Origin of the sequence: Rhizobium beringeri (assembly GCF_004306515.1) — a bacterium.
Taxonomy (GTDB): domain Bacteria; phylum Pseudomonadota; class Alphaproteobacteria; order Rhizobiales; family Rhizobiaceae; genus Rhizobium; species Rhizobium beringeri.
This window is the reverse complement of the sequence record NZ_SILG01000001.1, coordinates 1,427,982-1,454,288: the sequence shown is the minus strand read 5'-3', so window position 1 is coordinate 1,454,288 and position 26,307 is coordinate 1,427,982. Positions and strand designations below refer to the sequence as shown.

Below are 26,307 nucleotides of genomic sequence, written 5' to 3'. Positions count from 1 at the left end.
ATAACGGAGGCGCCAGGACGCCTGGTCCTGCGGCCCCTATTCCTGCGGTTTGTCCGCAAAATACCGGATCGCAAACTCGGCGATATTCTGGCTCGACCGATCGGCATCGTCGAGCAGCGAGGGAAACAGCTGCCACTGATGCGGCATGCCCGGCCAGACCTCGGTGGTGACATCCACTCCCGCCTGGCGCGCCTTGTCGGCGAGCCGTAGCGTATCATCCAGCAGCACTTCGCCGGAGCCGACCTGCAGCAGCAGCGGTGGAAAGCCGGCCATGTCGGCATAGAGCGGTGATGCCTGGGGATCGGTCGGAGACCGGCTGCGGAGATAGGTCTTGCGCAGCGTCTCGATCTCAGCCTTGCCGAGCAGTGGGTCGTTTCCGGCATTTGATGTCATCGAGCCGCCCGTCGCGGCAAGATCGGTGATGGGGCTCAGGGCAATTACGGCCGCCGGCAGCGGTTTCGCCGCCTGCATCTGCCGCAGCACCGTCTCGATCGCGATATTGCCGCCGGCGCCATCTCCGGCGACGACGATGTTCTCGTTGCGATAGCCGTTGTCGAGAAGCCAACGATAGGCCGTCAGTGCGTCGTTGATCTGCGCGGGATAAGCATATTCGGGCATCAACCGATATTCGACGAGAAGAACGTCGCTGGACGCGGCCTTGGCGAGAGATCCCGCGAGCAGGCTGTGCGTGCGGATCGAGCCGCTGGAAAAGCCGCCGCCATGAACATAGAGGATCACCCTTTGGCCGATCGGATGATGAAGACGGGCAGGCCACATCAACTCGGCATCGACGCCGTCGGCATCGACTTGCCGAACCTGGATGCGCGTTGGCCCCGGCGTCGTCTCCATCAGCGTCCTGAAGGCTGTCCGCCGCTGCTGCAGGCTATCGGCGCCGGCAAAGTGATCCTTCCAGAGGCCGATGAATTTTTCGACCTGCTCGCGCGAGATTTGGCTTTGCGGTCCGATGTCTCGCCCGGCCGCCGCCGAGGCGAGCAGCATCAGCGCAACCAACGCGGGAAACAGACCGCTGGGCCGCTTTGGTCCTCTTCGATTGGCAGTTGGCAAAATCCGACGGTTCATCAACCTCTCCCGATGATGCGGGCCATGACGGCCATGGCAGTATCTTTGGCCAGTTCACGCGTCGGAGTCAAAAGGGTGACGGATGCGAATCCCGACCTTTTTACTCGGCTCTCATCGCGTCGATGACTGCTCTGAAGCCTGCCGACATGTGGCGACGGCTCGGATAATAGAGATAGAGCGGTTCCTCCGGCTGGGACCAGTCGTCCAGCACCTTAATCAGTTCGCCGCTGGCGATCGCCTTCTCCACGCGCGGCTCCCAGATATAGGCAAGGCCGACACCGCCGAGTGCTGCTTGCATCATCAGTTCGTGGTCGTCGAGCGACAGCGGTCCGGTCGGCTGAAAGCTGACGGTCTGGCCATCCTTCTCGAATTCCCATGCATAGCGCGCACCTGACGGAAACATGTTCTGAATGCAGAGATGGCGCTTGAGTTCGTGGGGTATCGTCGGCTTCGGCCGGGTCTCGAAATAGGCGGGCGAACCGACGACGACCAAGCGGATGCGCGGCTTGATGCGCAGCGCGATCATGCCCTCGGTGACGCGCTCGCCGAAGCGGATGCCGGCATCGAAGCCCTCCTCGACGATATCGACCAGCCTGTCGGTCGCGTTGATCTCCAGCTGCAAATGGGGATTGCTTTTGAGCAACGGGCCGATGATGCGGCCGATGACGAAGGGGCCGATCGAGTTCGGCACATTAATCCTCACCTTGCCGAACGGCGTATCGCGGTAGCGGTTCAGGGCATCGAGCGCTGCTGCCATCTCGCCGAAGGCCGGATCGAGATGCGAGACCAGGAGTTCGCCGGCCTCGGTCAGCGAGACGCTGCGCGTCGTGCGGTTGAGCAGGCGAACGCCGATCCGGTCTTCGAGATTGAGCACGGCATGACTGATTGCGGAAGCGGTGACGCCCCGCTCCTCACCCGCCTTGCGGAAGCTCTTATGCCGCGCGACAGCCGCGAAGGCCGCAAGTTCGGACAGTTCGGTGGCTCTCATTACTGAAATTCACTCATCATAGTTTCAAGAATAACAAATCTTATACAGCAACAGATTTTCGGTCAAATTCAACCCGTCAGCAAAGAGATGCGACGCCAACCGAACAGTTATCGAGAGGAATTCGTCATGAAAGTCTGGTTCATCACTGGTGCATCCCGCGGCTTCGGCGCGCTGATGACCAAGGAAGCCCTTGCATCAGGCGATGCCGTCATCGCCACCGCCCGCAACCCGAAGACCGTGACCGAGCAGTTCGGTGATCATCCGAACCTACTTGCCGTCGCCCTCGACGTCACCAACGAGACGCAGGCGAAAGAGGCTGCGGCTGCCGGCATCGCCCGCTTCGGCCGCATCGATGTTCTCGCCAACAATGCCGGCTACGGCCTGCTCGGCGCTGTCGAGGAAGCAACTGCCGAAGAGATCGAAAGGCTCTATGCCACGAACGTCTTCGGGCTCCTGAAGGTGACGCGCGCCGTGCTGCCCTATATGCGCCGCCAGCGCTCCGGCCACATCCTGAACTTTTCCTCGATCGGCGGTTACTTCGGCTATCCCGGCTGGGGCGTCTACGGCTCGACGAAGTTCGCTGTCGAAGGCCTGTCCGAATCGATGGCCGCCGAACTCGAACCTTTCGGCATCAAGGTGACGATCGTCGAGCCCGGCTTCTTCCGCACCGACTTCCTCGCCGACACGTCGTTGGCGATCAGCCCGGCCTCCATCGCCGATTACGAAGGCACGCCGGCCGGCAACATGCGCAGTTTCGCCGCCGACGCCAACCATGCCCAGCCCGGCAATCCCGCCAGGCTCGCCACCGGCATCATGACGATGGTCAACTCGGCCAATCCGCCGCTGCGGATGCCGTTCGGCAGCGACACGGTGGCCGTCATCGAGCAGCAGCATGCCAGCGTCGAAAAGGAACTTGCCGCTTGGCGCGAGCTCGCTCTGTCCACGGATTTTCCAAGCGATGCAACGGACTTGGCCTGAAGGGCACTGCCCGCCGCATCCCAGATCTCGGGATGCGGCGGCAGCGCCGCTGTGACCGCAGGAAAACGCATGATGCGGCAAATTAGCATTCGCCTCACGCCGGGAATGACCTAGATCTAGGTTCGATCACCACCATGAAGAGGCGAGCATGTCCATCAAGTCCATCTGCATCTATGGCGCTGGCGCACTCGGCGGCGCTATCGCCGTCAAGCTTGCGAGCCAAGCCGGAAACGACGCCACCATCTCCGTCGTCGCGCGTGGAGCCCATCTCGACGCCATCCGCGACAACGGTCTCAGCCTGCGCGAAGCCAATGCGGAAAAGCCGCTCAATGTCCGCCTCATCGCGACCGACGATCCCAAGACATTGCCGCCGCAGGATCTCGTCATTACCGGCCTCAAGGGGCATCAGCTGGCACCCGCTGCCGAAGGCATTACAAGCCTCCTTAAGGAAGGTACCCGCGTCGTCATGATCCTTAACGGCATTCCGTGGTGGTATTTTCACCGCGATACCCAGAGCCGGCATGCCGAGCTGCAGTTCGACGAGCTCGATCCCGGCGGCAGGCTTTGGCGGCTGATCGGGCCGGAACGGGTCATCGGCTGCGTCGCTTATCAAGGCGCAGAGGTGATCAATCCCGGTGAGATCCAGCTTGCCAACAACGGCCGCTTCGTGCTCGGCGAGCCCTCGGGCGAGATCTCGCCCGATCTCGAGGCGATCGCCGCGGTACTGACCGACGCCGGCCTCAACATCACGACCACGCCTGTTATCCGCGACGAGATCTGGAGCAAGCTGATGGGCAATACCGCCTTCAACCCGATCAGCGCGCTGACCAGGGCGCTGATGACCGACATTATGGCAGATCCAGCACTTTCGACCACAGTCGGCAAGGTGATGAACGAGGTCCGCGCCGTCGGCGAGGCCTTGGGCGCGCGTTTCAGCATGACCGTCGAGCAGCGGCTCGAACAATCGCGCCATATCGGCGCCGTACGCACGTCGATGCTGCAGGATCTGATCGGCGGCAAGGCGCTCGAAATCACGCCGCTGGTCGGCATGGTGGTGGCGCTCGGACGCCTGAGTGCCGTGCCGACGCCGGTCTCGGAAACGATCCTGGCGCTGGTGACGCAATTGGATCGGGAAAACCAGCGCGGCAGCTGATCGCAGAGGGAAAGGCGGCCGGGAAAGCCCGGCCGCCTTCACTTACTTTCCGACCTGCTCGGCCCAGTTCGGCGCCTTGCCGCCGCCATCGAGGAAGGTCATTGCCATATTCGCCATAAGGGGCGAGGCGAAAGTCTCGTAGTGGGTGAGATCGGGCAGGATCGCCAGCCGGTTCTTCGACATGTTTTCCCGCATCCAGCCCGCATCGCGCAGACCGCCGCCGAGCTTGTGGTAGAAGTCGACCATATGCTCGGGCCGGATCATATCGGCATCGCCATAGATCAGCATAACCGGCATGGTGAGCTTGGCGACGGCATCGCTATAGTCGATGGGTTCGCGCATCAGTGCGCCCATGGCGTCGAGCAGCTTCGGAAATTCGGAAACGTCAGGCGCCACCGCCTTGTAGGAGAGGAACATCGGCGTGTCCTTCATCATGTCGGCCATACCGGCGCCGACGGCCGCCTGCTGCGGCAGCATCTCCGGGAAGAAGCCGTTCTGCGCATAGGGCGCCGAGAGTATCACCAGCCGGCGCACCCGGTCAGGTGCATTCGCCGCCATGTTCAGCGCCACCCCGCCGCCGAAGGAATAACCGAAGACGTCGAGCTCGTCGTAGCCGAGTTGCTTCACCAGGATCGCGAGATCGGCGCCGATGGCCGGAAGCTCGATCGGCCGCTTACCGAGCGGGGTGCGGCCATGGCCCTGCAGATCGACGGCAATCACCTGCCGGTGGTCGGTGAAAACAGGCATGACGGGCGCGAACATCTCGATCTGCCCAAGGCCGCCGTGAAGGAGCAGCAGCGGTTCGCCCTCTCCACGGATCTCGTAATAATAATCGATGCCGTTGACCGGCACGCTTCCCTTCCTGACGATCGGCGCTACGGCCTTGTTGTCCTCGCTCGCCGGCGTGCCACCGTCAGCACCTGATATATCGGGCGCGGCCAGGAATGCGGCAGCCGTTGCGATCATCGAAATCAGCGTCATTTTCGACATGTCCTTGCTCCGTGTTTGCGTCGATACCGCAAGGACGGCGGCGATCATGCTTTTCCGACACCGCGCTTCGAAATTTCTCGCATCGGCCTTTATGCCATTCCTATATTTTCGTGCCCCGCCCCGAATGGATTTCCTATCGCAAGCGGCAGTAGCCTTTCGCCATCACTGCAAAGGTCAAATGCCATGCGAAATGTCATGTCCTTCGGTTTTCGGCCCCCTCGTCCATACAGGATCACCCACGGCAGCCGGCAGATGCGTGAGAAGCGCACCGCCCAGGCGCTGATGGTCTTCGGCGTAGTGCTCGCCTGCGTCGAACTCTATGTCGTTCTCGGCGTGCTCTGAGGTCACTATGGAAACGGCGAGAATGCCGCGTCTTGCCGGTGCGATCACCGCCCTTGTCACGCCGTTCTACAATGGCGACCTCGACAGGTCGGCGCTTCGGGCGCTTGTGGAATGGCAGATCCTCGGCGGCGTCGACGGGCTAGTCGTCGGCTCGACAACGGGGGAAGGCCCGACGCTTTCGCCGCAGGAACGCGCCGAGGTGATCAACCTCAGCAATCGGTCTGCGGCCGGCCGCGTCCCCGTCATCGCCGCCACCGGCACCAATTCCACCGAAAGCACGATCGCGCTCACCCGTGAGGCGGAAGCGCTCGGCGCCGCTGCAGCACTCGTCACCGTGCCCTATTATCCCAAGCCTGGGCAGAAAGGCATCGTACACCACTTCGAGCAGGTGGCGGCGGCGAGCGGACTGCCTGTCATCGTCGACCATGCGCCGGCGCAGACGGCGAGCGATCTTTCGACGGAAACGCTTGGCAGACTGGCCTCCATCCCGGGAATCTTTGGCATCCGCGACGCCTCGGGCGACATCGCTCGCTTCGTCGGCCTTTCGGCCATCCTGCGGCAGCGCTTCCGCTTCTTTTCCGGGCACGATCCTTCCGCGCTCGCCTTCACCATCGCCGGCGGCGACGGCATGATCTCGTCAGGCGCCAATGTGGTGCCGCGGCTCTTCACCTCGATGCAGCAGGCGGCCCGGGCCGGGAACCTTTCGGCCGCGCATTCGCTGCAGGACCGGTTGCTGCCACTGATATCAGCGCTCGGGCCGGAGGGCGATCCGGCGAGGATCAAGTGTGCACTGCGGCTGGTGCGCGGGCTGAAGGCCGAGCTTCGCCTTCCGCTTGTCGCCGCCGAGCCGGATCTGTGTTTGGCCATCGGCGCGGCGCTTGCGCCTTTCCTTGACGAAAGCAGCGCGGGCTCGACGCTATCCCTTTATATTTTTGTCTTGGACGCCAAATGGAAACCCTATCCGCCCTGGCTTATCTTTTGAGGTGTGACACCGCCGCACCATCGAGCGGCGGTTGCGTGAGACTTCGAAAGGACAAACCGATGTCATACCGGACTGAACCGAGTGCCGAGAGCGACCCGCTGCAACGCAGCCACCTCAGCACCTTCGCCGCCGATCCCTCCTATCCGATGCTCTCCGGCCTTGCCGCCATTGCGCCCCGCCTTGCGGCAGCGATGGCCTGTGCCGGGCTGGTGCAGATGACCTTCAACCTCATCTCCCGCTGAACCATCAGGACCGAAGGATCATCACAATGGCAAACGCACAGCAACGCCGCAGCCTGCCTTCTGCAGCGCCCTCGCCTTCTGCCCGCTCACCGTCGGCCGCGACAGAAGCGGCCGCTGGATCGTCCACGATCGCGATGGCCTCGTCGGCGGGCTCTTCATCAATGAGGCGGCCGCCCTCCATTTCGCTGCAGGGGAATGCAACTGCCCCCCGGCTGATATCCATAGGGCGGCCGCAGGCATGGTGCTCGAATTCGCGCCCTTTGCGCGCGGTACCGCGAATATGCACTAAATCTTACCGTGCTCCCGCCGTTTTCACCCGGCGGGAGCACGAAGACGTAAGCTGAAGAGCCGATTTCCAACTTTTCCTTAACCGGCATGCTGGTAAAATCCTGGCGCAGAGACTTCAGACGCCGCGAGACCGATGAAACCGAATTTCCGCTTCACCCATTACGATCTCAAGGAACAACGCGCCGGAACGATCATCGAGGTGTCGTTGAATGCGGTGAACAATGTCCGCCTGATGACGGCGCCGAATTTCCAGCGATTCACCGAGGTTCTCGATTTCAAATATATCGGCGGCGTGGCACGCAAATCACCGGTCAAGATCGCCGTTCCGGAAAGCGGCCACTGGCATGTCGTCGTTGATATGGAAGGTCACCACGGGCTGGCGGAATCGTCCGTCAAGGTGATCGCCGCCCCGGCAAATCAGAAGACGCCCCGCGCCTCCTGACGTTTCGCCAGGTTTCAGCGCGGATTGCGCTCCTTGCGAAGCTTCGCCCACCATTCCAGCCGCTTGCGGATATCGCGCTCGAAGCCGCGTTCCGGCGGATCGTAGAAGATCTGGCGGCCCATCTTCTCCGGGAAATAATCCTGGCCGGAAAAGGCATCCGGCTCATCGTGATCGTAGCGATAACCCTCGCCGTACCCCTCGCCCTTCATCAGCTTGGTCGGCGCATTGAGGATATGCTTCGGCGGCAGCAACGAGCCGTTCTGCTTTGCCGCCTGGCTTGCCGCCTTGAAGGCGGTGTAGACGGCATTCGACTTCGGCGCGGTGGCGAGATAGACGCAGGCCTGGGCCAGCGCCAGTTCACCTTCCGGCGAGCCGAGATACTCATAGGCATCCTTGGCGGCATTGCAGATCACCAGCGCCTGCGGGTCGGCAAGACCGATATCCTCCACCGCCATGCGCACCAGCCGCCGGCCGAGATAGAGCGGATCCTCGCCGGCATCGAACATACGGGCGAGATAGTAGAGCGCGGCATCGGGATCCGAGCCGCGTACGGATTTATGCAGCGCCGAGATCAGATTGTAGTGGCCATCCTGCGCCTTGTCGTAGACCGGGGCACGGCGCTGGACGATGCGCGTCAGGCCTTCCGTGTCGAAGCTCTCGCCTTCGCGCGCCGCACGCCAGACTTCTTCGGCGAGCGTCAGCACCGCGCGGCCGTCGCCGTCGGCCATGCGGATCAGGCTGACGCGGGCATCCTCCGTCAACGGCAGCGGCTTCTGCTCGATCGCCTCGGCACGCTTCAGTAGTTCCTCGAGGCTCTCCTCGTCATGCGACTTGAAGGTGAGCACACGGGCCCGTGACAGCAGAGCGGCGTTGAGCTCGAAGGATGGGTTCTCGGTGGTGGCGCCGACGAGGATGACGGTGCCATCTTCCATGACGGGCAGGAAACTGTCCTGCTGAGCGCGGTTGAAACGATGGATCTCATCGACGAAGAGCAGCGTCTGACGGCCGTCCATACGCCGCAAACGGGCTGTCTCGAACACCTTCTTCAGATCGGCGACGCCGGAGAAGATCGCCGATATCTGCTCGAAGGCCAGGCCCGCCTCGCCCGAAAGCAGCCGTGCCACCGTGGTCTTGCCGGTGCCGGGCGGACCCCAGAAGATCATCGAGCCGAGCGAACCGTTTTCGATCATCCTTTTCAGCACGCCATCCTCACCGGTCAGGTGTTCCTGACCGGTGACATCGGCAAGCGTCTTCGGCCGCAGCCGGTCGGCAAGCGGCCGCCTGGCAGCGACCTCCTCCGGAACACGCGGCGCGAAGAGATCGTTGCTCATCGGAAAAATTGCCGGATGCGCTGGCCGTCGCGCTCTATCTCGACCCGCCAGAGGCCGGGGTCGCTATCGGCGATCTGAGACAGTTCGCTGGTCGACTTCACATCCGTGCCGTTGATCGAGACGATGATATCCTTCGGTTCGAAGCCGAGACGGGCAGCAGGCGAATCGTCCTTCACCTCGGATACGACGACGCCTGCCGATTCCGGCGGCATGCGCAGCTCGTCGGCGACCCGGGGCGACAGGTTCTCGACGACGGCGCCGGTAAACGGCGTATGCCCGCCGATCGTGCGCTGGTCGCGCGGCGAGGTTTCCGGGGCACGGGCGAGCGTCAGCGGCAGTTGCTCCTCGCGGCCATTCTCGACGACGGTGAGGTTGACCGATTTGCCGAGACCCGCCGTCGTCAGGCGGTAGAGCAGCGCATCCGGATGTTCGACGGAAATTCCGTCGACGGCGGTGACGATTTCTCCGGCCTTTAGCCCGGCCTTGGCCGCCGGCCCGCCTTCCGAAACCTTGACGACGAGCGCGCCGCGGGCCTTGTTCAGCCCCAGCGCCTCAGCCACTTCCGAGGTCACGGCATCGAAGCTCGCGCCGACATAGGGCCGTTCGAAGGATTTGACGCCGGCATCGGCAGAAGTGAGGAAAACCTTGACCAGATTGGCAGGGATGGCGAAACCGATACCGTTCGAGCCGCCGCCGCGCGAGAAGATCGCCGTGTTGATGCCGATCAGTTCGCCCTTCATGTTCATCAATGCGCCGCCGGAATTGCCGGGATTGATCGAGGCATCGGTCTGGATGAAGAAGCCGAATTCGTTCCTGACCACCTGGTTGCGGGCAAGTGCTGAGACGATACCGCTGGTCACCGTCTGGCCGACGCCGAAGGGGTTGCCGATCGCCAGCACGAGATCGCCGACCTCGACCGTGTCGGAATTGCCGATCGGCAATGTCGGGAAGCTTTCCTTGGTGTCGATCTTCAGCACGGCGAGATCGACACGGTCGTCGCGCAGCACCACCTTGCAGGGGAACTCGCGGCCATCCGACAGCGCAATCTTGATGTCATCGGCGCCTTCGACGACGTGATTGTTGGTCACGACAGTGCCGTTCGCCTCAACGATGACGCCGGAACCGAGCGATGACTGCTTCTCCGAACGGTTCGGCATCTGCTGGCCGAAAAACTGCTCGAAGAAAGGGTCGCCTGCAAAGGGCGACTGCCGCTGAACGATCTTTTCCGCATAGACGTTGACGACGGCGCCTGACGTCTGTTTGACGAGCGGCGCGAAGGAGAGCTGCATCTGCATCTGGCTCTCGGGTACGGTCTTTGCCGTCTGCGCATGGGCCGCAGCCGGCAGAACGAGCATGAGAGCGAATAGCGAGACGGAGGCGCGCTTGAACAGGCCTTGCATGGGTATCCCTTTTGAATCCTCTTGAGGAACGTTTTAGAGCATGATGCCGAAAAGTGTGAGCGGTTTTCGGACGACATCATGCTCTAACTATTTAATTGTGAACAGGATTCAGATTTTAGGCCGACCGGCCTAAAATCATCCTGTTCTGCGGCCCGACGCTAGAAAGGAAAGAGGGCGGAAGCATGGAAGAACAAGGCAAGGGGACGTCTTGGAAACCGGTTGAAGTCATTATGAATTTGATTCAGGAAGATTGGCCATGCAGCTGATATCAAAAGCCAAAAACTGGGCGAAGTCACTGAAGCGTGACATCGTGGCCCTATGGCTTGCAGCCCGCGATCCCCGCGTGCCGTGGCATGCCAAAGTCGTGGCCGGCGCCGTTGCCGCCTACGCGCTGTCGCCCATCGATCTCATCCCCGATTTCATTCCCATCCTCGGCTATCTCGACGATCTCCTCATCTTGCCGCTCGGCATCATGCTGGCGATCCGGCTCGTTCCGGCAGAGGTGATGAACGAGCTTCGCACGGAGGCGACAAGGCGCATCGAGCGTCCCTCTGGCCGGGTCGGACTGATCTTCATCCTTGCCGTATGGCTCATCTGCATCATCTTCCTGGCTCTGGCACTGCGCAAGCTCGCCTGACCGGCGGCAATAGGAACATATGAATGATCACGACAAGAACGACGACAGCGGCCCTCGGCTTTGCGATCCTGCTCATTGCATCGCACCTGGCACAGGCAGCAAGCTTCGATTGCGATGCTAAGGAATTGAAGCCGGATGAAAAAGCGATCTGCGACAACCGTGCGCTCAACGATGCCGACGTGAAGATGGTGACGACCTTCGAGCTGCTCTCCGGCCTGCTGGCGATGGGTTCGCGCGGAACATTGCAGGACGAACAGACAACCTGGCTGAAGAAACGGCAGGAATGCGGGGCGGATGCGGCCTGCATCAAGGCTACCTATGACGAGCGGCTGAAGCAGCTCGGCGAGACTTATAAAAACATCAACCGGCCGCTCTAGAACAGGATGATTTTAGGCCGGGTCGGCCTAAAATCTGAATCCTGTTCTACATTATAGAGTGAGAGCATGATGTCGTCCGAAAACCGCTCACACTTTTCGGCATCATGCTCTGAAGCGACCGGTCGGTAGAGCCGCTGACTCTTAATCAGCGGGTCGTAGGCTGAAGCTGTTCAGCGGGCGTTCAGATCGCGCACGGCGCCGCGATCAGCGCTCGTTGCAAAGGCCGCGTAGGCCTTCAGGGCGGTCGTGACGTTGCGCTTGCGCACTTCTGTGGGATACCAGCCCTTGGCGTCCTGCTCGGCGCGGCGTGCGGCGAGTTCGGTCTCGCTGACACGCAGGCTGATGGTGCGGTTGGGGATGTCGATGTCGATCATGTCACCTTCGCGCACCAGGCCGATCGTGCCGCCATTTGCCGCTTCCGGCGAGGCATGGCCGATCGAGAGGCCGGAGGTGCCGCCGGAGAAGCGGCCGTCGGTGATGAGCGCGCAGGCCTTGCCGAGGCCCTTCGACTTCAGATAGCTGGTCGGATAGAGCATTTCCTGCATGCCCGGGCCGCCCTTCGGGCCTTCGTAGCGGATGACGACGACGTCGCCGGCCTTGACCTCGTTGGCAAGGATCGCCTTAACGGAGGCATCCTGGCTTTCGAAGACGCGGGCGGGGCCGGAGAATTTCAGGATCGATTCATCGACGCCAGCGGTCTTGACGATGCAGCCGTCGATCGCAAGGTTGCCCTTGAGCACGGCAAGACCACCATCCTTGGAGAAAGGATGCTCGACCGAGCGAATGACGCCGTTTTCGCGGTCGGTGTCGAGTTCGTCCCAGCGGGCCTCCTGGCTGAAGGCGACCTGGGTGGGAATGCCACCCGGGGCGGCACGATAGAATTTACGGACAGTTTCGCTGTTGGTGCGGGTGATATCCCAGCGATCGATCGCGTCGCCCAGCGTTTCTGCATGCACGGTCGGGCAATCGCGATTCAAGAGACCGCCCTTGTCGAGTTCGCCGAGGATCGACATGATGCCGCCGGCGCGATGGACGTCTTCCATATGAACATCGCTCTTGGCGGGGGCGACCTTCGACAGGCACGGCACGCGGCGCGACAGCGCGTCGATATCGGCCATAGTGAAATCGATCTCGCCTTCATGGGCGGCGGCAAGAATGTGCAGGACCGTATTGGTGGAACCGCCCATGGCGATATCGAGCGTCATGGCATTCTCGAAGGCCTGCTTGGAGGCAATGGTACGCGGCAGCGCCTTGACGTCATCCTGCTCGTAATAACGGCGGGCGAGATCGACAATAAGATGACCGGCCTCCACGAAGAGGCGCTTGCGGTCGAGATGGGTGGCAAGCGTCGAGCCGTTGCCGGGCAGCGACAGGCCGAGGGCTTCCGTCAGGCAGTTCATCGAATTGGCCGTGAACATGCCGGAGCAGGAACCACAGGTCGGACAGGCCGAGCGTTCGATGGTCTGGACGTCCTCGTCGCTGATCTTGTCATCGGCTGCGGCAACCATGGCGTCGACGAGGTCGAGTGCATGCGTCTTGCCGTGCATCACGACCTTACCGGCTTCCATCGGACCGCCCGAGACGAAGACCGTCGGGATATTGAGGCGCAGCGACGCCATCAGCATGCCGGGAGTGATCTTGTCGCAGTTGGAGATGCAGACCATGGCGTCGGCGCAATGGGCATTGACCATGTATTCGACGCTGTCGGCGATGAGCTCGCGCGAGGGCAGCGAATAAAGCATGCCGTCATGACCCATGGCGATGCCGTCATCGACGGCGATCGTGTTGAATTCCTTGGCGACACCGCCAGCCGCCTCGATCTCGCGGGCAACGAGCTGGCCGAGGTCCTTCAGGTGCACGTGACCGGGCACGAACTGGGTGAAGGAATTCACCACCGCGATGATCGGCTTGCCGAAATCCGAATCCTTCATGCCCGTGGCGCGCCAAAGGCCGCGGGCGCCCGCCATGTTGCGGCCATGGGTCGTGGTTCTGGAACGGTAAACTGGCATCGGTGTCTTCCTCAACGTGTCGGAATTATCAGGCGAAGCCGGGCGGCATGGAGCCTGCAGGCCGGGCAAACGCTGCTTTTTGGAATTGTCCTAATCCAATCGACGGGGGCTGTCACTACCGTGAAGGCCAAATCCGGTACGCCATGGGCCAAGCGCCAGGAGGCCCATCGATCATATACGCTACGGCGCGACGTTTCGTTACAGCCTATTCCATCACGGCCGAACACAAAAAATTGGCTTCACCTCTGTGATATTCAAGGCTTAGACACTCATCCGAACATGCGGGCGGGTCGTTTAAAGACTATATTGCAGAAATCCGCCCAGGAGATTTCGACATGCCAAGCTATCGCCCACCGAAGATCGCGTCATCAGAGATCACGCCACGCCAGATCTATGTGCGCCGTCGTGAATTCCTCGGCGCGGCAGCACTTGGCGCCATGGCGCTCTACAGCGCCGGCAAGGCGAGCGCTGCGGCCCTCTCCGCCGTTGAGAGCAAATACAAGGTCGACGAGAAGGCGACGCCGATCAAGGACGTCACGACCTACAATAATTTCTATGAGTTCGGCCTCGACAAGGGCGATCCCGCAGCACTTTCCGGCGATTTCAAGCCGCTGCCCTGGACGGTCAAGGTCGACGGCATGGTCAACAAGCCAGGTACCTTCGACCTCGAGGCGCTGATGAAGGAATTCCCGATCGAGGAGCGCACCTACCGGATGCGCTGCGTCGAGGCCTGGTCAATGGTCATCCCCTGGGACGGCTTTCCGCTGGCATCGCTGCTCGACAAGGTGGAGCCACTCGGCAGCGCCAAATACGTCGCCTTCGAAACTGTCGTGCGGCCGGAGGAGATGCCTGGGCAGAAAGGCTTCTTCCAGTCGCTCGACTGGCCCTATGTCGAGGGTCTGCGCCTGGACGAGGCGCGCCATCCGCTGACGTTGCTTGCCGTCGGGCTCTATGGCGAAACGCTGCCGAACCAGAACGGCGCGCCGATCCGGCTCGTCGTGCCGTGGAAATACGGCTTCAAGGGCATCAAATCGATCGTCAGGATCACACTCACCGACCAGCAGCCCAAGAATACCTGGCAGGTCACCAATCCGCAGGAATACGGCTTCTACGCCAACGTCAATCCAGCGGTCGACCATCCCCGCTGGAGCCAGGCGAGCGAACGGCGCATCGGCGAAAGCGGCTTCTTCGGCGCCAGCCGCCACCCCACCCTGCCCTTCAACGGTTATGCCGACGAGGTGGCAAGCCTTTATGCCGGCATGGACCTGAAGGCGAATTTCTGATGGCGGAACTGTCGCTCGCCATCCCGAAGCGCTGGCAACCCGCCTCCGTCTGGCTGCTTTATGTCGTCGGGCTCGTGCCTGCGGCCTGGACTTTCTATCTCGGAGCGACCGATCAGCTCGGCGCCGATCCAGTCAAGACCTTCGAGCTCTTCCTCGGCATCTGGACGATCCGTTTCCTAATCCTGACCCTTGCCGTTTCCCCTGCCCGTGAGCTCTTCGGCTGGAACTATCTGCGCTATCGCCGCGCGCTTGGCCTGCTGACTTTCTACTACGCGCTGATGCATTTCACCGTCTACATGGTGCTTGACCAGGCGATGGATATTTCCGCCGTCATCAACGACGTACTGAAGCGCCCCTTCATCATGTTCGGCATGGCCGGGCTTGCGATGCTCATTCCGCTGGCGCTGACATCCAACAATCTCTCGATCCGCCGCCTCGGCAAGAACTGGATCTGGCTACATCGCCTCGTCTATATCATCGCCGCCTGCGGGGCGTTGCACTTCGCGCTCTCGACCAAGATCCTCGACCTCGAGCAATATATCTATGTCGGGCTGATCATCGCGCTCATCCTCTACCGCTCCTACCGGCCGATCGCACGCAACAGGCAGAAGGGCAAAGGGCGGACGCGCAATCGCGCAGTAGCGTCTGTTTCGTGAGACGGCAGGTTTAGCGCATAACCCCGAAAATCGGAATCGATTTTCGGGGTTATGCGCAGATTCAAAGTGATAGAGCGTCCTTAGCGCGTCTGAAAAGACGCGCGGCGCTCTAGCGGCGAGCACGCAATGCAGCCCGACGTGCGGGATCGAAGGCGCAGGCCGCAGCTATGCCGATTGCATAAGCCAGCATGTTCCAAAGCGAAAATACCCGGCCAAGCAGCAGGGCGCCCGCCGTAGTCAGCCGAAAGGCGTCGAGCCAGGGCGTGTGATAAAGCCGGAACAATTCCACTGAGATCGCTATGAACAGCGCCGTGACAGCAATTGCTGCCGGCCGTGACCTCACGACAAAGAGCGCCACGAGCAGATAGACCATCGCTCCCCAGAGTGCCGATCCACCATATTTGACGACGATAAAAGGCAGATCGGCCGCATAGCCAAATCTGCGGAGCACCAGCCCGAGAACGATAACGAGAAACAGGGCGGCCAGACGAAGGAGCTGCGGAGAGCGAGTCTGAATGATTTTGCGCAATGGAGCCGGTCCCGTCACTATATCAGAAACAAAAACAGCCGGGCTTTGCAGCCCGGCTGTTCTGTTTCCGCCGGAGCGGAAGATTAAGCGGCGACAGCCTGCTCTTCGGCAGCGACGCGGGCCTTGTCGGCTGCGCCCTTGGCATAGGCATCGCGGTCCACGAATTCGATCACAGCCATGGCGGCATTGTCGCCTTGGCGGAAGCCGGCCTTCATGATGCGCAGGTAGCCGCCGTTGCGGGTGGCGTAGCGCGTTGCGATCGTGTCGAACAGCTTCGAGACGACAGCGGCATCGCGGATCTGCGAGATCGCCTGACGGCGAGCGTGCAGGTCGCCGCGCTTGCCGAGGGTGACGAGCTTCTCGACGATCGGACGGATTTCCTTGGCCTTCGGCAGGGTCGTGACGATCTGCTCGTGGGTAATCAGCGAAGCCGCCATGTTGGCGAACATCGCCTTGCGGTGGCTTGCAGTTCTATTCAGCTTGCGGCCGGCTTTACCATGGCGCATTGCTATTCTCCTTTAATGCAGGTGCCCTTACGCTAAGTGGGCCTGCCGTTTCCTGGCACATGCAGGCGATCGGCCTGCTGTTTGACGGGGAAAGGCAGCCGAAAGAGCCTGCCTTTTGTTTTCTCAGTATTGGTCTTCGTAACGCTTGGCGAGATCTTCGATGTTCTCGGGCGGCCATGCCGGCACTTCCATGCCGAGGTGCAGGCCCATGGAAGCGAGAACTTCCTTGATTTCGTTCAGCGACTTGCGACCAAAATTCGGTGTGCGGAGCATTTCTGCTTCGGTCTTCTGAATGAGGTCGCCGATGTAGACGATGTTGTCGTTCTTCAGGCAGTTTGCCGAACGGACCGACAGTTCGAGTTCGTCCACCTTCTTCAGGAGAGCCGGGTTGAAAGCGAGTTCGGTGACTGCTTCCTCTTCGGTTTCCTTCTGCGGCTCGTCGAAGTTGACGAAGACGCCAAGCTGATCCTGGAGAATGCGCGCCGCAAAAGCGACGGCGTCTTCGCCGGTGATCGAGCCATCGGTTTCGATGGTCATGTTCAGCTTGTCGTAGTCGAGAACCTGTCCTTCGCGGGTATTTTCAACCTTGTAGGACACCTTCTTGACCGGCGAATAGAGGCTGTCGACCGGGATGAGACCGATCGGAGCATCTTCCGCACGATTGCGTTCGGCCGGAACGTAGCCCTTGCCGTTGTTGACGGTGAATTCCATGCGGATCTCGGCACCCTCGTCGAGCGTGCAGATGACATGCTCGGGGTTGAGGATTTCGATATCGCCGACCGTCTGAATGTCGCCAGCCGTGACAACGCCAGGGCCCTGCTTACGCACGACCATGCGCTTTGCGTCGTCGCCATCCATCTTGATGGCGATTTCCTTGATGTTGAGCACGATGTCCGTCACGTCTTCGCGGACGCCCGGAATCGAGGAGAATTCATGCAGCACGCCGTCGATCTGCACCGCCGTGACGGCAGCACCGCGCAGCGAGGAGAGCAGAACGCGACGAAGCGCGTTGCCGAGGGTGAGGCCGAAGCCGCGCTCCAGCGGTTCGGCAACAAGCGTCGCCCTGGTGCGCGAGCTCGAAGAGAACTCCACCTTATTCGGCTTGATCAGTTCCTGCCAGTTCTTCTGAATCATGAGTTTGCCTTCCGTTCGTTGCCACCATCCAATCGTGGCAACCGAGCTTGAAAACCACCGGGAGCGCGAAGGCGCTCACCGGTGACGAGAGCGATGATCAGACGCGGCGCTTCTTGCGCGGACGGCAGCCATTGTGCGGGATCGGGGTCACGTCGCGGATGGACGTGATCATGAAACCTGCAGCCTGGAGCGCGCGCAGAGCCGATTCACGACCCGAACCCGGACCGCAAACTTCGACTTCCAGCGACTTCATGCCGTGCTCCTGGGCCTTCTTGGCGCAGTCTTCGGCAGCGATCTGGGCGGCGAACGGGGTCGACTTGCGCGAGCCCTTGAAGCCCTTGGCGCCAGCCGACGACCAGGCGATCGCATTGCCCTGCGCGTCGGTGATGGTGATCATCGTGTTGTTGAAGGTCGAGTTGACGTGAGCGACACCCGACGAGATGTTCTTGCGCTCGCGACGGCGAACGCGGACGGCTTCCTTAGCCATGGTATTCCTTTCGTTGATCTCTTCACCGCCGTAATGCCAGCGGCTACACCGGAACGGCGCCTATATGGTCCCGCTCCAAACTCAAAAGAGGCCGGCGCAGACCGCCAGCCTCCCCACCCCGGTTTCCCGGAAATTACTTCTTCTTGCCAGCGATTGCCTTTGCCGGACCCTTGCGGGTGCGGGCATTGGTGTGCGTGCGCTGACCGCGAACCGGAAGGCCGCGGCGATGACGCAGGCCGCGGTAGCAGCCGAGGTCCATCAGACGCTTGATGTTCATCGCGGTATCACGACGAAGATCGCCTTCAACCTGATAGTCGCGGTCGATGGCTTCGCGGATCTGAAGGACTTCTGCGTCCGTCAGCTGATGCACACGACGTTCGGCCGGGATACCGACCTTTTCGACGATTTCCTGTGCGAATTTCGGACCGATCCCGTGAATGTAGGTCAGCGCGATAACAACGCGCTTCGCAGTCGGGATGTTGACGCCAGCGATACGTGCCACGCCTGTTCTCCTTGCATTCCAGTTGCCATCCGGCAAGTGGGCTTCGTTATGCGGCTCTTGAGAACCGCCCGTTCAGATTTACGTCCGTAACATGTCAAAACGACCGCACCCGGACTTCCCTGGGAAATCCGCGCCGATCGCATGGAATGTCGCGAGTTGGCGCGGTGTTTAGCGGAATCACTGCTGAAAAGCAACCGTTCCGCCAAGTTTATTTTCAAAGCCTTAAAGCTTGGAAAGAATGCTTTCGACCTCGGCCGTCACCTGATCGATCTCTGCCATGCCGTCCACGGACTTGAGCTTGCCCTTGGCATGGTAATAGCCGATCAGCGGCGAGGTTTCCTTGTAGTAGACCTGCAGCCGAGCCGTCATGGTCTCCGGGGTGTCATCGGGACGGCGCTTGAAGTGCGTCGAACCGCACTTGTCGCAGACGCCCTCAGCAGCCGGAACCTTATCGGTATCGTGATAGACGCTGCCACACTGTGCACAGGAGTAGCGACCGGCAACACGTCGGATCAACTCGTCATCATCGACACGAAATTCAATGACGACAGAGAGGCCGAGACCCTTTGCCTTCAGCATCGCCTCGGTGGCATCAGCCTGGACGAGCGTCCTGGGGAAGCCGTCGAGAATGAAGCCGTTGGCGCAATCGGGTTGATCGATGCGCTCTGAAACGATGGCAATGACGATCTCATCCGAGACGAGCTTGCCGGCGTCCATAACCGCCTTCGCGCGCTTGCCGACATCCGTGCCGGCGTTAACCGCTGCACGCAGCATGTCCCCCGTGGAAAGCTGCGGAATGCCGTGCTTTTCCACGATCCGCTGGGCCTGGGTTCCCTTACCCGCGCCCGGCGGCCCCAAAAGGATAAGTCTCATCGCCCCCTCTTTCCTCCACGCAACTTCGATTTCTTGATCAGGCCTTCGTATTGCTGCGCGATCAGGTGACCCTGGATCTGTGCAACGGTATCAAGAGTTACGCTAACCACGATCAAAAGCGAAGTCCCACCAAGGGCTAATGGAATGCCGGTTTGCGACACCAGAATCTCTGGGAGAATGCAGACGAAGACGAGATAGATCGCGCCGATCACCGTAATGCGGGTCAGCACGTAGTCGATATATTCGGCGGTGCGCTCGCCCGGACGGATGCCGGGAATGAAGCCGCCATGCTTCTTCAAATTGTCGGCCGTGTCCTTCGGATTGAAGACGATGGCCGTATAGAAGAAGGCGAAGAAGGCGATCAGCGCGCCGTACAGCACCATGTAGAGCGGCTGGCCATGGCCGAGGGCGGCGACGATCGATGTCGCCCAGGAAGGCATTGCCGTGGTGTTGGCGAAACCCGCGACCGTTGCCGGCAGCAGCAGCAGCGACGACGCGAAGATCGCCGGAATGACACCTGAAGTGTTGAGCTTCAGCGGCAGGTGCGAGGTATCGCCCTGGAACATCCGATTACCAACCTGACGCTTCGGATACTGAATCAGCAGCCGGCGCTGGGCGCGCTCGACGAAGACGATGATGCCGATGACGGCGATCGCGACGATGATGACGAGCAGAATGAGGAAGGTCGACAACGCACCGGTGCGGCCGAGTTCGAGCGTGCCGGCAAGAGCTGTGGGAAGGCCGGCGGCGATGCCGGCGAAAATGATCAGCGAGATGCCGTTGCCGATGCCGCGCGAGGTGATCTGCTCGCCGAGCCACATCAGGAACATCGTGCCGCCGAGCAGCGTCAGAACGGTGGAAACACGGAAGAACCAGCCCGGCTCGACGACGAGACCCTGGCCGCTTTCAAGGCCGGCGGCAATGCCATAGGCCTGAAGCGCACCGAGGATGACGGTACCATAGCGGGTATACTGGTTGATGATCTTACGGCCCTGCTCGCCTTCCTTCTTGAGGTTTTCTAGCGCGGGCACGACCGAGGTCATGAGCTGCACGATGATCGAAGCGGAGATATAGGGCATGATGCCGAGCGCGAAGATCGCCATGCGCTGAACAGCGCCGCCCGAGAACATGTTGAAAAGGCCGAGAATGCCGCCTGACTGGCCACGGAAAGCCTGGGCATAGGCTTCGGGATTGAGACCCGGAAGCGGAATATGCGTGCCGAGTCGGTAGACGAGGAGAGCTGCCAGTGTGAACCACAGGCGCTTCTTCAAATCCTCGGCTTTGGCGAAGGTCGAAAAATTGAGGTTGGATGCCAATTGTTCCGCTGCAGAAGCCATGCGTTTCTCCGCGCTACCAATTCCGGCGTCTCTGGGGACAGACCGGACCCGGAATCAGTATGAAATTATTCAAAACCGGGCTCAGGACGGATTGCGGCGCAACCCCTTGCCTCACCCTTGTTTTCGAGTCTTACCGGCATGACGCGGGCGCGCCAGCCAAGTTTTTGTGAGGCCCACATATGGGAGCAAAATCGCCCGGTGTGAAGCACCCCGGGCGATATATCATCAGATTATTTATTCGGCTGCAGCCGGAGCCGAAAGCAGCGTCACGGTACCGCCGGCCTTTTCGATCTTCTCGACGGCAGGCTTGGAGGCACCTGCAACGACGATGGTGATCTTGGCCTTGATCTCGCCGTCGGCGAGAACGCGAACGCCGTCCTTGACGCGGCGGATGACACCAGCAGCCTTGAGGGCAGCTGCGTCAACGGTCGTCTTGGCATCGAGCTTGCCGGCGTCGATCGCCGTCTGGATACGGGCCAGCGACACGACAACAAAATCGGAAGCGAAAATGTTGTTGAAGCCGCGCTTCGGCAGGCGACGATAGATCGGCATCTGGCCGCCTTCGAAGCCGTTGATGGCGACGCCCGAGCGGGACTTCTGACCCTTTACGCCGCGACCACCTGTCTTGCCCGAGCCCGAACCGATACCGCGGCCGAGGCGCTTGCGGCTGTGGGTCGAGCCTTCGTTGTCCTTAATTTCATTGAGTTTCATGAGCGTTTCCTCCGTCTCACTTCTCGTCGACGACGCGAACGAGATGCTGGACAGCACGGATCATGCCACGAACCGAAGGAGTATCCTCCAGCGTGCGGCGACGGTGCATCTTGTTCAGTCCGAGACCGATCAGCGTGCGCTGCTGGACGTCCGGACGGCGGATCGGGCTGCCGATCTGTTCGATCGTGACAGTCTTCGCTTCAGCCTTCTTGGTAGCCTTGGCCATCTGTCAAACTCCTCTTATTCTTCAGAGGCGTTGCCGGAGGCGCCACGACGAGCCTGCAGCGTTGCATACTTGATGCCGCGCTGAGCTGCGATGTCCTTCGGGTGAACCTGGTGCTTCAGAGCGTCGAAGGTGGCGCGAACCATGTTGTAGGGGTTCGACGAACCGGTCGACTTGGCGACGACGTCGTGCATGCCGAGTGTTTCGAATACGGCGCGCATCGGACCGCCGGCGATGATGCCGGTACCGACCTTGGCCGAGCGCAGCAGAACCTTGCCGGCGCCATGGCGGCCATGAACGTCGTGATGCAGCGTACGGCCGTCACGCAGCGGTACGAAGATCAGCTCGCGCTTGGCGGCTTCGGTTGCCTTGCGGATAGCTTCCGGCACTTCACGTGCCTTGCCATGGCCGAAGCCGACGCGGCCCTTCTGGTCGCCGACGACGACGAGTGCTGCGAAACCGAAACGACGGCCGCCCTTGACGACCTTGGCGACGCGGTTGATCGCGACAAGCTTGTCGACGAATTCGCTATCGCGCTCTTCACGGCTCTGGCGGTCGTCCCGCTGCGGCCTTCTTTCCTGTGCCATTGTCCTCTTCCTTTTTCTTTTCCGGGTGCAATCGGCAAACAAATGTGGACCGCATCAGCCTCCCCTTTCGGAGAGTGCCTGCGGTCCGGCGAAAATCCGGCCGGCGCTTGAGGCGTCCGGCCGGAAACTGATCAGAAGGTGAGACCGCCTTCGCGGGCCGCTTCGGCGAGAGCCTTGATGCGGCCGTGATAGATGAAGGCGCCACGGTCGAACACGACTTCCGTAACACCGGCCTTGGAGGCGCGCTCTGCGAGGAGCTTGCCTACAATGGTAGCGGCGGCGGTATCGGCACCGGTCTTCAGAGAACCGCGCAGATCCTTCTCGAGGGTGGAGGCAGACGCAAGCGTCTTGCCGGCCACGTCATCGATGACCTGGGCGTAGATGTTCTTCGAGGAGCGATGAACCGACAGGCGCGGACGGCCATTGGCCACCGACTTGAGATGACGGCGCACGCGGTTGGCACGACGTGCAAGTGCTTCTTTCCTGCTAGCCATTTCGCGTGATCCTTACTTCTTCTTGCCTTCTTTGCGGACGATCCGCTCGTCAGCGTACTTGACGCCCTTGCCCTTGTAAGGCTCGGGACCGCGATATTCGCGGATTTCGGCGGCAACCTGACCGACCTGCTGCTTGTTGATGCCGCTGACGACGATTTCCGTCGGCTTCGGAACAACGATCGAGATACCGACCGGCGGCTCGTAGATCACGTCGTGGCTGAAACCGAGGGCCAGCTGCAGGTTCTTGCCCTGCATGGCGGCACGGTAACCAACGCCGTTGATTTCAAGCTTGCGCTCGAAACCGTCCTTGACGCCCTTGAAGATGCCTTCGATCATCGTGCGGGACATGCCCCACTTTGCGCGCGCATCCTTGGTCTGGTTCACCGGCGTCACGACGACGGCGTTATTTTCAAGCTTGAGGCTGATTTCGTCGTTAGCAACGAAAAACAGCTCGCCCTTCGGGCCCTTTGCAGTCACCTTCTGGCCATCGACCGTAGCCGTGATCCCAGCAGGCACCTGAACGGGCTTTTTACCGATACGAGACATGTTTCAATCCTGTCTGTTCGCTATGGAGATCCCTGCCCGATCTTAGAAGACCGAGCAAAGAACCTCGCCACCAACGTTCTGTTCGCGAGCCTGGTGATCGGCCATCACACCCTTCGGAGTCGAAAGGATGGTGATGCCGAGACCGTTCGCGACCTGCGGAATGGACTTGACCGAGACATAAACCCGGCGGCCCGGCTTGGACACACGGCCGATCTCACGGATCACCGATGCGCCTTCATAATATTTCAGCTCGATGCTGAGTTCCGACTTGCCATTGCCGAAATCGACAACGGAATAGCCACGGATGTAGCCTTCGGACTGCAGAACATCGAGAACACGTGCACGGAGCTTCGAAGCAGGCGTCGAGATCGACGACTTGCGGCGGGAAGCGCCGTTACGGATGCGAGTGAGCATATCGCCCAACGGATCAGTCATTGTCATGTAACCTGCTCCTTACCAGCTCGACTTGACGATACCCGGCACCTTGCCGAGATTGCCGAGTTCACGCAGCGCAATACGCGACATGCGCAGTTTGCGGTAATATGCGCGCGGACGCCCCGAAACTTCGCAACGGTTGCGAATGCGGGTCTTCGATCCATCACGCGGCAGGGATGCCAGCTTGATCGAGGCCTTGAACCGCTCTTCGATCGGAAGAGCCTGGTTCATGATGATCGCCTTCAAACCAGCCCGCTTAGCGGCCTGGTTGGCGACCGTAGTACGGCGGCGCTTGTTCTTTTCAACTGCGCTTGTCTTCGCCATGTCAGGTTCCTTTTCTACGCTCGTCGTTACGGTTATTGACGGAACGGGAAGCTGAACTCTTTCAGAAGAGCCCGTGCTTCGTCGTCGGTCGTCGCCGTCGTGCAAACGATGATGTCCATGCCCCACATCTGATCAACCTTATCGTAGTTGATCTCAGGGAACACAATGTGCTCCTTGATGCCCATGGCGAAGTTGCCACGGCCGTCAAAGCTCTTCGGGTTCAGGCCGCGGAAGTCGCGAACGCGCGGGAGCGCGATATTCACGAGACGGTCCATGAACTCGTACATGCGGGCGCCGCGCAGGGTGACCTTCGCGCCGATCGGCATCTGTTCGCGGACCTTGAAGCCTGCGATAGAGTTACGTGCGCGGGTGATGACCGGCTTCTGGCCGGCGATCGCTGCGAGGTCGGCGGCAGCTACCGTCGGCTTCTTCGAGTCAGCGGTTGCTTCGCCGACACCCATGTTGATCACGATCTTGTCGAGCTTCGGGATCATCATCTCGTTGGCGTAGGAGAACTGCTCCTGCATCGCCTTGCGGATGCGCTCGACATATTCCTTCTTGAGCCGCGGCTCATATTTTGCCTCAGCCATCGATCACTTCTCCAGAACGCTTGGCCACACGGACCTTCTTGCCGTCAACAACCTTGAAACCGACGCGGGTCGGCTTGCCGTCCTTGTCGATGATTGCAACGTTGGACAGGTGAACCGGGGCTTCCTTGTTGATGATGCCGGCTTCCTGGGTCTGCGTCTGGCGCTGGTGGCGCTTGACGACGTTGACGCCACGAACAACGGCACGATCTTCCTTCGGCATGACCTGGACAACTTCGCCGGTACGGCCCTTGTCCTTGCCAGCGAGCATGACGACCTTGTCGCCCTTACGAATCTTCTGCATCGCTTCGCTCCTTACAGTACTTCGGGAGCCAGCGAGATGATCTTCATGTGGTTCTTGGCGCGAAGTTCGCGCGGAACCGGTCCGAAGATACGGGTGCCGATCGGCTCTTTCTTGTTGTCGATGAGGACTGCTGCGTTGGTGTCGAAGCGGATGACGGAGCCATCCGGACGACGGATGTCCTTGGCGGTGCGAACAACAACCGCCTTCATCACGTCACCCTTCTTCACACGGCCGCGCGGGATCGCTTCCTTGATCGAAACGACGATGACGTCGCCGATCGAGGCATACTTGCGCTTCGAGCCGCCCAGCACCTTGATGCACATGACACGACGTGCGCCGGAATTATCCGCGACGTCGAGGTTTGTTTGCATCTGAATCATATCAGGTCGCCTTCTTGGTTTACCGGAATGGTTGGGCTAGCCCCCTACTCCGGCTTATGAAAATTTTCGCCGGCCGAGCTGCCATGACGACAGCACAGACGCGGCAATAGCTGAATAGCGCGGGATCGATCGTGCCAGGGTGGTTTCCCGAACGGGACCTTCCGTGCGCTCAAAGCAAAAGAACGCCCGGCATTCGAGCGTTCTGACGCTGCTTCATACAGATATTTCGGCGAGACGCAAGGCCTCGCGCAAAATTCTGTTACTTGCTCTGGGCGGAAATCACCGTCCAGCGCTTGTCCTTGGAGATCGGCGCGCATTCCTCGATGGATACGGTATCGCCGATCTTGTACTGGTTGTTCTCGTCGTGGGCCTTGTACTTCTTGGAACGACGAACGGTCTTCTGGAGCAGCGGGTGAGCGAAACGACGCTCGACACGAACCACTACCGTCTTCTCGTTCTTGTCGCCAACGACGACGCCCTGCAGGATGCGCTTCGGCATATTTTTCTTCCTTTAGGCCTTAACTTCTGCCGCCTTCTGGCGGGCAATGGTTTTCACGCGGGCGATGTCCTTGCGGACTTCGTTGATGCGCGAGGACTTTTCGAGCTGGCCGGTTGCCTTCTGAAAGCGCAGGTTGAACTGCTCCTTCTTCAGCTTGGCAAGCTCGTCCTTGAGTTGGTCAGCGCTGAACGCGCGAACGTCTGAGGCTTTCATGAGCTCAATCCCTTACTCTGCAATGCGCTGAACGAAGCGCGTCTTGACCGAGAGCTTGGCAGAGCCGAGGCGAAGCGCCTCACGGGCGATTTCTTCGCTGACACCGTCGATCTCGAACATCATACGGCCGGGCTTGACCTTGCATGCCCAGTATTCAACGGAGCCCTTACCCTTACCCATACGGACTTCGGTCGGCTTTGCGGTTACCGGAACGTCCGGGAACACGCGGATCCATACACGGCCGGCGCGCTTCATATAACGCGTGATCGCGCGGCGGGCCGCTTCGATCTCGCGCGCGTTGACGCGGTTGGGTTCCTGTGCCTTCAGGCCGAATTCGCCGAATGCCAGGTCAGAACCGCCCTTGGCGACGCCCTTGATGCGGCCCTTGAACTGCTTGCGGTACTTGGTACGCTTTGGCTGCAACATTTTCTTATTCTCCGAACTTCTCTGCCACGCGC

Annotated in this window: 36 protein-coding genes and 1 pseudogene; 11 read left to right on the top strand and 26 right to left on the bottom strand. The window is 60.8% G+C overall.

Features of this window, described 5'->3' with window-relative positions; all coding sequences use genetic code 11:
• Positions 1-36 precede the first annotated feature (36 nt).
• A complete protein-coding gene (locus ELH03_RS07460) occupies positions 37-1,011 on the bottom strand; it encodes an alpha/beta hydrolase (RefSeq protein WP_197729783.1) in 975 nt (324 codons plus the stop codon).
• 169 nt (positions 1,012-1,180) lie between these two features.
• Positions 1,181-2,068: a LysR family transcriptional regulator gene (locus ELH03_RS07455; protein ID WP_128405198.1), complete on the bottom strand. Its 888-nt coding sequence runs from the start codon at positions 2,066-2,068 to the stop codon at positions 1,181-1,183.
• 126 nt (positions 2,069-2,194) lie between these two features.
• On the opposite strand from ELH03_RS07455, the gene ELH03_RS07450 reads away from it, so the two are divergent.
• Positions 2,195-3,046, top strand: a complete 852-nt coding sequence (locus tag ELH03_RS07450; protein WP_128405199.1) for an oxidoreductase — start codon at positions 2,195-2,197, stop codon at positions 3,044-3,046.
• 148 nt (positions 3,047-3,194) lie between these two features.
• The gene (locus ELH03_RS07445) at positions 3,195-4,199 is read left to right on the top strand and encodes a ketopantoate reductase family protein (protein ID WP_128410342.1); all 1,005 of its coding nucleotides are present in this window, start codon (positions 3,195-3,197) and stop codon (positions 4,197-4,199) included.
• Between the two features lie 42 nt (positions 4,200-4,241).
• On the opposite strand, the gene ELH03_RS07440 is transcribed toward ELH03_RS07445, so the two are convergent.
• Positions 4,242-5,237: an alpha/beta fold hydrolase gene (locus ELH03_RS07440; protein WP_197729986.1), complete on the bottom strand. Its 996-nt coding sequence runs from the start codon at positions 5,235-5,237 to the stop codon at positions 4,242-4,244.
• Positions 5,238-5,384: 147 nt separating this feature from the next.
• Here ELH03_RS07440 and ELH03_RS37310 point away from each other — a divergent pair, with 147 nt between their 5' ends.
• From ELH03_RS37310 to ELH03_RS07420, 5 genes and pseudogenes are all read left to right on the top strand, one after another.
• A complete protein-coding gene (locus tag ELH03_RS37310) occupies positions 5,385-5,531 on the top strand; it encodes a hypothetical protein (protein ID WP_164902198.1) in 147 nt (48 codons plus the stop codon).
• Positions 5,532-5,538: 7 nt separating this feature from the next.
• A complete protein-coding gene (gene dapA / locus ELH03_RS07435; protein ID WP_130766213.1) occupies positions 5,539-6,513 on the top strand; it encodes a 4-hydroxy-tetrahydrodipicolinate synthase in 975 nt (324 codons plus the stop codon).
• Positions 6,514-6,548: 35 nt separating this feature from the next.
• Complete coding sequence (locus ELH03_RS07430; RefSeq protein WP_128405203.1) at positions 6,549-6,755, top strand: hypothetical protein; 207 nt, start codon at positions 6,549-6,551, stop codon at positions 6,753-6,755.
• A 26-nt stretch (positions 6,756-6,781) separates the two neighbouring features.
• Positions 6,782-7,044 (top strand): annotated as a pseudogene (locus ELH03_RS37865) (hypothetical protein).
• A gap of 132 nt (positions 7,045-7,176) precedes the next feature.
• Positions 7,177-7,485, top strand: a complete 309-nt coding sequence (locus ELH03_RS07420; protein WP_130658787.1) for a DUF1883 domain-containing protein — start codon at positions 7,177-7,179, stop codon at positions 7,483-7,485.
• 14 nt (positions 7,486-7,499) lie between these two features.
• Here ELH03_RS07420 and ELH03_RS07415 read toward each other — a convergent pair whose 3' ends face one another.
• Both ELH03_RS07415 and ELH03_RS07410 read right to left on the bottom strand, forming a co-directional pair.
• On the bottom strand, positions 7,500-8,816 hold the full coding sequence (locus ELH03_RS07415) for a replication-associated recombination protein A (protein WP_130766212.1): 1,317 nt from the start codon (positions 8,814-8,816) through the stop codon (positions 7,500-7,502).
• Positions 8,813-10,216 carry a DegQ family serine endoprotease gene (locus ELH03_RS07410; protein WP_130658785.1) on the bottom strand — a complete coding sequence of 468 codons (1,404 nt, stop codon included), beginning with the start codon at positions 10,214-10,216 and terminating at the stop codon, positions 8,813-8,815. The genes ELH03_RS07415 and ELH03_RS07410 overlap by 4 nt, the downstream gene beginning before the upstream one ends.
• A gap of 256 nt (positions 10,217-10,472) precedes the next feature.
• Here ELH03_RS07410 and ELH03_RS07405 point away from each other — a divergent pair, with 256 nt between their 5' ends.
• Positions 10,473-10,853: a YkvA family protein gene (locus ELH03_RS07405; protein WP_128411705.1), complete on the top strand. Its 381-nt coding sequence runs from the start codon at positions 10,473-10,475 to the stop codon at positions 10,851-10,853.
• A gap of 23 nt (positions 10,854-10,876) precedes the next feature.
• Positions 10,877-11,230, top strand: coding sequence for a lysozyme inhibitor LprI family protein (locus tag ELH03_RS07400; protein ID WP_130658783.1), 354 nt, complete (start codon positions 10,877-10,879; stop codon positions 11,228-11,230).
• A 170-nt stretch (positions 11,231-11,400) separates the two neighbouring features.
• Here ELH03_RS07400 and ilvD read toward each other — a convergent pair whose 3' ends face one another.
• A complete protein-coding gene (ilvD, locus tag ELH03_RS07395; RefSeq protein WP_128411707.1) occupies positions 11,401-13,239 on the bottom strand; it encodes a dihydroxy-acid dehydratase in 1,839 nt (612 codons plus the stop codon).
• 335 nt (positions 13,240-13,574) lie between these two features.
• On the opposite strand from ilvD, the gene msrP reads away from it, so the two are divergent.
• Together msrP and msrQ are read left to right on the top strand one after the other, a co-directional pair.
• Complete coding sequence (gene msrP / locus ELH03_RS07390; RefSeq protein WP_128405225.1) at positions 13,575-14,522, top strand: protein-methionine-sulfoxide reductase catalytic subunit MsrP; 948 nt, start codon at positions 13,575-13,577, stop codon at positions 14,520-14,522.
• Positions 14,522-15,178 (top strand): protein-methionine-sulfoxide reductase heme-binding subunit MsrQ, encoded by a 657-nt coding sequence (msrQ, locus tag ELH03_RS07385; protein WP_115156938.1) that lies wholly within the window; start codon positions 14,522-14,524, stop codon positions 15,176-15,178. The genes msrP and msrQ overlap by 1 nt, the downstream gene beginning before the upstream one ends.
• A gap of 109 nt (positions 15,179-15,287) precedes the next feature.
• On the opposite strand, the gene ELH03_RS07380 is transcribed toward msrQ, so the two are convergent.
• The 20 genes from ELH03_RS07380 to rplP form a co-directional block, all read right to left on the bottom strand.
• Positions 15,288-15,707 (bottom strand): ribosomal maturation YjgA family protein, encoded by a 420-nt coding sequence (locus tag ELH03_RS07380; protein ID WP_128405223.1) that lies wholly within the window; start codon positions 15,705-15,707, stop codon positions 15,288-15,290.
• A gap of 83 nt (positions 15,708-15,790) precedes the next feature.
• On the bottom strand, positions 15,791-16,213 hold the full coding sequence (gene rplQ / locus ELH03_RS07375) for a 50S ribosomal protein L17 (RefSeq protein ID WP_003558556.1): 423 nt from the start codon (positions 16,211-16,213) through the stop codon (positions 15,791-15,793).
• Between the two features lie 123 nt (positions 16,214-16,336).
• The gene (locus ELH03_RS07370) at positions 16,337-17,347 is read right to left on the bottom strand and encodes a DNA-directed RNA polymerase subunit alpha (RefSeq protein ID WP_003547579.1); all 1,011 of its coding nucleotides are present in this window, start codon (positions 17,345-17,347) and stop codon (positions 16,337-16,339) included.
• A gap of 97 nt (positions 17,348-17,444) precedes the next feature.
• Positions 17,445-17,834, bottom strand: coding sequence for a 30S ribosomal protein S11 (gene rpsK, locus ELH03_RS07365; RefSeq protein ID WP_003547577.1), 390 nt, complete (start codon positions 17,832-17,834; stop codon positions 17,445-17,447).
• Between the two features lie 133 nt (positions 17,835-17,967).
• Positions 17,968-18,336, bottom strand: coding sequence for a 30S ribosomal protein S13 (rpsM, locus tag ELH03_RS07360; RefSeq protein WP_003573772.1), 369 nt, complete (start codon positions 18,334-18,336; stop codon positions 17,968-17,970).
• A 222-nt stretch (positions 18,337-18,558) separates the two neighbouring features.
• On the bottom strand, positions 18,559-19,209 hold the full coding sequence (locus ELH03_RS07355) for an adenylate kinase (RefSeq protein WP_017963910.1): 651 nt from the start codon (positions 19,207-19,209) through the stop codon (positions 18,559-18,561).
• Positions 19,206-20,546, bottom strand: coding sequence for a preprotein translocase subunit SecY (gene secY, locus ELH03_RS07350; protein ID WP_018241644.1), 1,341 nt, complete (start codon positions 20,544-20,546; stop codon positions 19,206-19,208). The genes ELH03_RS07355 and secY overlap by 4 nt, the downstream gene beginning before the upstream one ends.
• A gap of 234 nt (positions 20,547-20,780) precedes the next feature.
• Entirely contained in the window at positions 20,781-21,257 is a 477-nt protein-coding gene (rplO, locus tag ELH03_RS07345; RefSeq protein ID WP_003547567.1) for a 50S ribosomal protein L15, read from the bottom strand.
• A 16-nt stretch (positions 21,258-21,273) separates the two neighbouring features.
• The gene (gene rpmD, locus ELH03_RS07340; protein ID WP_003547566.1) at positions 21,274-21,483 is read right to left on the bottom strand and encodes a 50S ribosomal protein L30; all 210 of its coding nucleotides are present in this window, start codon (positions 21,481-21,483) and stop codon (positions 21,274-21,276) included.
• A gap of 14 nt (positions 21,484-21,497) precedes the next feature.
• A complete protein-coding gene (gene rpsE, locus ELH03_RS07335; RefSeq protein WP_017963908.1) occupies positions 21,498-22,067 on the bottom strand; it encodes a 30S ribosomal protein S5 in 570 nt (189 codons plus the stop codon).
• Positions 22,068-22,198: 131 nt separating this feature from the next.
• On the bottom strand, positions 22,199-22,561 hold the full coding sequence (gene rplR / locus ELH03_RS07330) for a 50S ribosomal protein L18 (protein ID WP_128405221.1): 363 nt from the start codon (positions 22,559-22,561) through the stop codon (positions 22,199-22,201).
• Between the two features lie 12 nt (positions 22,562-22,573).
• Positions 22,574-23,107: a 50S ribosomal protein L6 gene (gene rplF, locus ELH03_RS07325; protein ID WP_017963907.1), complete on the bottom strand. Its 534-nt coding sequence runs from the start codon at positions 23,105-23,107 to the stop codon at positions 22,574-22,576.
• A gap of 42 nt (positions 23,108-23,149) precedes the next feature.
• Entirely contained in the window at positions 23,150-23,548 is a 399-nt protein-coding gene (rpsH, locus tag ELH03_RS07320) for a 30S ribosomal protein S8 (RefSeq protein ID WP_130766211.1), read from the bottom strand.
• A 12-nt stretch (positions 23,549-23,560) separates the two neighbouring features.
• Positions 23,561-23,866, bottom strand: a complete 306-nt coding sequence (rpsN, locus tag ELH03_RS07315; protein WP_003547561.1) for a 30S ribosomal protein S14 — start codon at positions 23,864-23,866, stop codon at positions 23,561-23,563.
• Positions 23,867-23,898: 32 nt separating this feature from the next.
• Complete coding sequence (gene rplE / locus ELH03_RS07310; protein WP_018067987.1) at positions 23,899-24,456, bottom strand: 50S ribosomal protein L5; 558 nt, start codon at positions 24,454-24,456, stop codon at positions 23,899-23,901.
• Positions 24,449-24,757, bottom strand: a complete 309-nt coding sequence (rplX, locus tag ELH03_RS07305) for a 50S ribosomal protein L24 (RefSeq protein WP_003547559.1) — start codon at positions 24,755-24,757, stop codon at positions 24,449-24,451. The genes rplE and rplX overlap by 8 nt, the downstream gene beginning before the upstream one ends.
• Positions 24,758-24,768: 11 nt before the next feature.
• Complete coding sequence (gene rplN, locus ELH03_RS07300; RefSeq protein ID WP_003573790.1) at positions 24,769-25,137, bottom strand: 50S ribosomal protein L14; 369 nt, start codon at positions 25,135-25,137, stop codon at positions 24,769-24,771.
• A gap of 259 nt (positions 25,138-25,396) precedes the next feature.
• Complete coding sequence (gene rpsQ, locus ELH03_RS07295; RefSeq protein ID WP_128405220.1) at positions 25,397-25,636, bottom strand: 30S ribosomal protein S17; 240 nt, start codon at positions 25,634-25,636, stop codon at positions 25,397-25,399.
• 12 nt (positions 25,637-25,648) lie between these two features.
• Complete coding sequence (gene rpmC / locus ELH03_RS07290) at positions 25,649-25,849, bottom strand: 50S ribosomal protein L29 (RefSeq protein ID WP_018241642.1); 201 nt, start codon at positions 25,847-25,849, stop codon at positions 25,649-25,651.
• A gap of 12 nt (positions 25,850-25,861) precedes the next feature.
• On the bottom strand, positions 25,862-26,275 hold the full coding sequence (gene rplP, locus ELH03_RS07285; protein ID WP_003573792.1) for a 50S ribosomal protein L16: 414 nt from the start codon (positions 26,273-26,275) through the stop codon (positions 25,862-25,864).
• Positions 26,276-26,307: the final 32 nt, after the last annotated feature.